At 68.8% G+C, this 4322-nt stretch carries 5 protein-coding genes; 1 reads left to right on the top strand and 4 read right to left on the bottom strand.

Going from position 1 to position 4322, the window contains the following annotated elements:
* Positions 1 to 437: 437 nt before the first annotated feature.
* A complete protein-coding gene (locus tag ETD83_RS39900) occupies positions 438 to 1025 on the bottom strand; it encodes a TetR/AcrR family transcriptional regulator (RefSeq protein WP_205718154.1) in 588 nt (195 codons plus the stop codon).
* 78 nt (positions 1026 to 1103) lie between these two features.
* On the opposite strand from ETD83_RS39900, the gene ETD83_RS39895 reads away from it, so the two are divergent.
* Positions 1104 to 1520, top strand: a complete 417-nt coding sequence (locus ETD83_RS39895; protein ID WP_138650444.1) for a VOC family protein — start codon at positions 1104 to 1106, stop codon at positions 1518 to 1520.
* Positions 1521 to 1640: 120 nt separating this feature from the next.
* Here ETD83_RS39895 and ETD83_RS39890 read toward each other — a convergent pair whose 3' ends face one another.
* The 3 genes from ETD83_RS39890 to ETD83_RS39880 all read right to left on the bottom strand — a co-directional run.
* Positions 1641 to 2012 carry a hypothetical protein gene (locus ETD83_RS39890; RefSeq protein WP_138650443.1) on the bottom strand — a complete coding sequence of 124 codons (372 nt, stop codon included), beginning with the start codon at positions 2010 to 2012 and terminating at the stop codon, positions 1641 to 1643.
* 249 nt (positions 2013 to 2261) lie between these two features.
* The gene (locus ETD83_RS39885; protein ID WP_138650442.1) at positions 2262 to 3824 is read right to left on the bottom strand and encodes a hypothetical protein; all 1563 of its coding nucleotides are present in this window, start codon (positions 3822 to 3824) and stop codon (positions 2262 to 2264) included.
* A gap of 223 nt (positions 3825 to 4047) precedes the next feature.
* The coding region (locus ETD83_RS39880; protein WP_329603064.1) for an Rv3654c family TadE-like protein at positions 4048 to 4322 on the bottom strand (275 nt) is incomplete at its 5' end.

Here is a 4322-nt window from a genome sequence, read left to right as displayed (position 1 = left end):
AGCCACCACCGATCATCCACCCCACACAGCCCCCAACTAAAACCGCACAGGCACCACCCCGGACCACCAGCCCTCCTGGCTCCGAAGCGGCCATGTATCGGTCCCACACACACCAGGAGCCTTGCCTACCCAGGCCCATCGCCCCGCAGAACCGCCACCGCCCCTCCTACTCATTCCCCCTAGCCATGCACCCGAGGCGCCCGCCCCCGCGCCACCGGGCTCAACAACACCCCCACGCCGTTGCGCCAAGCAACACCATCGAGCTAGCGACACCCTCGCGTCACCGGCGCTGAGCAACACCCTCACGCCGTTGGGGCGCGCAACACCGACTAGCAGCAGCCGAGCAACGCCCTCGTGCCACCGGCGAGGGCGAGGGACGAGGGGCCAGGGGCGCTGTCGTCCGGCGACGGCCACAGCACAAGGGGGGGCCAGCGGTCCTAATCGACGCGGAGGGCGCCGAGCATCGTTGCCAGGGGCACCCAGACCTCGGCCAGACCGGCCTCGGGATCACCGGACGCGGCCAGCCAGTGCGCCGCCTCGTTCATCGCGCCGGACAGCAGATGGGTCAACGGAGCGACCGGCTGAGGGGCGATCACGCCCTCCGTGATCAGCTCGTTGATCACGTCGGCGAGATGGCTGGCCGAGCCGGATTCGTCCATCGCCCGCCACTTGTTCCAGCCGAGCACCGCCGGACCGTCGACGAGCATGATCCGCTGGACGTCCGGGGCCGTGCTGGCGGTGAGGAACGCTCGGCAGCCCGCTGTGAACCGCGCCCAGGCGTCGTCCTCGGCATCAGCGGTCTGCGCCACGGTCTGGGCCACGTCCTGCTGAACCTGCTCCAGGACGGCCCTGAACAGCTCGACCTTGCTCTGGAACAGGTGGTACAGCGCGCCCTTGGTGACCCCGGCCGCACCGACTATCTCCGCGAGGCTCACCTCGCCGTACCCCCGCGTGGCGAACAGCAGCCTGCTCTCGCGCAGCAGCGCCTCACGCGTCCGTTCCCGCTGCCGGGCTCTGACGTTCACGCTTCCTCCTTGACATACCAGCGGTATGTCAGGCTAGCCTGTCGTTTGACATACCGACGGTATGCGAAAGGAGTGCCCATGCGACTGACCAGCTTCTACCCGGTGATCTGCACCTCCCGGCTCCAGGAATCCCACCGCTTCTACACCGAACTGCTGGGCTTCGACACGACGTTCGAGGCCGACTGGTACGTGAGCCTGCGCCGCCCCGGAACGTCCCCTTACGAACTCGCCCTGCTCGACCACACCCACCCGACCCTGCCGGACGCCTACCGCGCCCCCGTCCAAGGGCTCCTCTTGAACTTCGAAGTCGAGGACGTGGACGCCGAATGGGAACGGCTCGTCCTACAGGGCGGCCTGCACCCCGAACTCAAGCTACGCAGCGAGGACTTCGGACAGCGACACTTCATCGTCGCCGACCCCAACGGGGTCCTCATCGACATCATCACACCCATTGCCCCGACAGAGGCTTACACAGAGCAGTACACAACCTCATGACCACGGCCCGACGGGGTCAACCACAGGGTCCGCCCGGTGACCACGGCCCGAGCGGGGTGACCGCGGCCCGAGCAAGCGACCACGGCCCGACCCAGGCGACTGCGGCCGACCGGCTGACGGTCAGTTCGGAGCGACCCGCTGCGCCGGGACCGGTTGCTGATCGTCCATCCCGCGCCGCGCCTGGGCGAGCGCCTGCTGCAGCTTCCGCCGCTCCATTTCCAAGGTCTGCAGGGACTCCTCGTGCTCGTCCCGCAGGTCCCGCAACTCCCGCCGCATGCCGATCGCGCGCTTGAGGCCCAGCGCCACGATCATCACGCCGACCATGAACACGATCGCCACGACGGCGCCGGCCATGAACACGTGCCACTGATCGGTGATCCCTGGTATCTCGTCCCCGAACACCGTCAGCTGGGCGTCGCCCGAGTTGTCCAGCACCACCGCGACACTCACCGCGAGGGCGGCGAGGATCACGATCAACCCCAAGATGATCATGCGGAGGGTCTCCTCTCCATCGGGCCCCCTCCCCGAACGGGACGGGGCCGAAGTCTCGGACGACAGGCACGCCTTGCCGGACGACCCCCGGGCGGGTCCGACTGGCAAGGCAGCCTAGACCCTGCCCCAAACCACCCGCCAGCCCTACTTGATCAACCTCTGCCCCACCGGCAACTCCCTTTCATCCCGGAAAGAAACGCCGTCGCCAGCCCATAGCCGCTCAGCGCGATGGCACAACATCCGGGACGATTACTTGCGGCGGCGGCCGCGCTTGGGCTTCGTAATGGAGGAGGACCGGGCGATGCGCACGTGCACGCCGCCACCGGACCGCTTCCCAAGCGCCGCAGGACGACGCGCAGCCTTCGCCTTGTCCAACGAGGGATCGCTCACCTTGTCCAACGCCGAATCACTCGCCATATCCGACGGCAGATCGCTCGCCATACCCGACGCCGGATCACTCGCCATGCGTGACGTTGGATCGCTCGCCAGGACCGACGACAGATCACCCGTCTTGCCCGACGCTGGATCGCTCACGTTGTTCGACGCCGGATAACTCGCCTTGCCCGCCGCCGGGTCGCTCGCCTTGCCCGACGGCAGATCACCCGCCTCGTTCAACGGCGGATCGCTCACGTTGTTCAACGACGTGTCGCTGGCCTTCGCTTCGCCAGGGGTCGAGACGTTCTTATCCCGCTCCTCCTCGGCCTTCTCCTCGGCCTTCTCCTCGACGAGGGACATGACCGGGGCCGTCTTGGCGCGGGCCTCGGCGCGTGCGATCTGCCGGCGTGCCTGGCTGACCCGCTTCCGGCCGGTCCCGCTGCGCGCGATGCGGGCCGCCATGCCGCTGCTGCTCATCCCCGCCTGGGCGACACGCAAGCGGCGCGTCCAGGTCCCGAGATGCGCGGCGGCGATCAGCAGGACGAGCGCGATGCCCACGCTCTTGCCCCACTGGAGCCGCTCGGTCGCCGCGACGTTCTGAGTCGTCGGTGAGTCAGCGGCGATCTGTGGCGCGGGGTAGGCGAAGCCCGGCGTCGCTCCGTCCGGCTGGACAGACGGGAGGGTGACCGGAGACTCGTTGTTGAACGGCGTCAGAGGGGTTCCGGCCCCGGGCACCCCGCCCCCGGAGGGCAGGGACGGCGCGCCGACACCCCCGGGCAGCGCAGCGGAACCGGCGACCATGGCGCTCGCGGTGACGGTGCCCGAGTACAGCGACCCGCCCGACCCGGTGGGACGCCGCGCCCGGACGCCCACGGACACCGGTCCGCTCGACCGGGTCATCGAGAGGCTGGCGGAGCAGCTCGTCCCCTGGCAGAGCGAACCGACTGAACCGGACGTGGATTCGACGCCGGAACCCGAGAGCGTGTAGCCGTTGAGGTCGTCCTCATGACCGCGGTTCCACTTCACCACGAGCTTGCTGCCTGACACCCGCGCGGACACCCCGGTAGGCGCGGCGGGCGCTATGCGCACCTGGAAGGTGCTGTCGTCGTAGACGTGCCCGGTCTGCTTGCCCTTCAGGTAGACCGTGTAGCTGCCGTTCCGGCTGATGGGAAACGTCCCGGACAAGTTGCCCGCAAGGAATCGTTCCTGCAGGAACCTGTCGCCGATACCGGGGCCCCTGACCCACAGCTGCATCGTGAGCGCGAAATCGAAGCGGGCTCTGGCGGTCAGCTGGGAGCCGCTCGTGACGACCGAGCCGTTCGCGGGGGCGGTGACGCCCGTCGAGGCGGCCTGAGCGGGAACGGCTGCGAGTACCGGGACACCCATCGCAAGCGGCGCCGCCAGTGTGACCGCACCGATCCTGCGAGTGATGGTCACGGCCTCAATCCCTTCGACAACGTCCTGCTGGTCTCGTCCCGCCGAGGGTCTCGCGGGCGCACCGTGCCGAGTGATAACTACGTGCTTATGGCACAGTAACGTACCACCGAGTAGCAAAGGTCGCAGAGGGATGACAAAGAGGTCAGGTGTTTCATCCTCCGGCCCCCTCCGCGCCCTATTGACACTCAGTGCAACGAGCCATGTCGCGCCAGGCTACGCCGTTTCACCCGACAGGGCCAGCCCGTGCCCGCGACTCCACCTTCAACGCGCCGATGCCCATGGGCACCACCACGTCCACCGTCACCGAGACCTCCACGACGTGCCCACGCACCCGACAGCGCGCCATCCGCGCCCCGGACCCGGCCGCGATGCTCTCCGCCCTCCCGCAGGGGGCTCCCCCACCTTCAGCCACCCAGGCGGCCCCCGCCAACGCCGCCAGATCAGCCGCGGTGTTCGCCCGGTGCCGAGCACCTCGCACCCCGCCGACCGCAACAGCGG

Origin of the sequence: Actinomadura soli (assembly GCF_005889715.1) — a bacterium.
GTDB classification, from domain to species: domain Bacteria; phylum Actinomycetota; class Actinomycetes; order Streptosporangiales; family Streptosporangiaceae; genus Spirillospora; species Spirillospora soli.
The sequence above is the reverse complement of the archived record's forward strand: the minus strand, read 5'-3'. Positions and strand labels throughout refer to the sequence as shown.

Excerpts from the sequence above, each read along its gene's own strand:
- ETD83_RS39890 (WP_138650443.1), bottom strand. The coding sequence starts at position 2,012 with ATGATCATCTTGGGGTTGATCGTGATCCTCGCCGCCCTCGCGGTGAGT.
- ETD83_RS39895 (WP_138650444.1), top strand. The coding sequence starts at position 1,104 with ATGCGACTGACCAGCTTCTACCCGGTGATCTGCACCTCCCGGCTCCAG.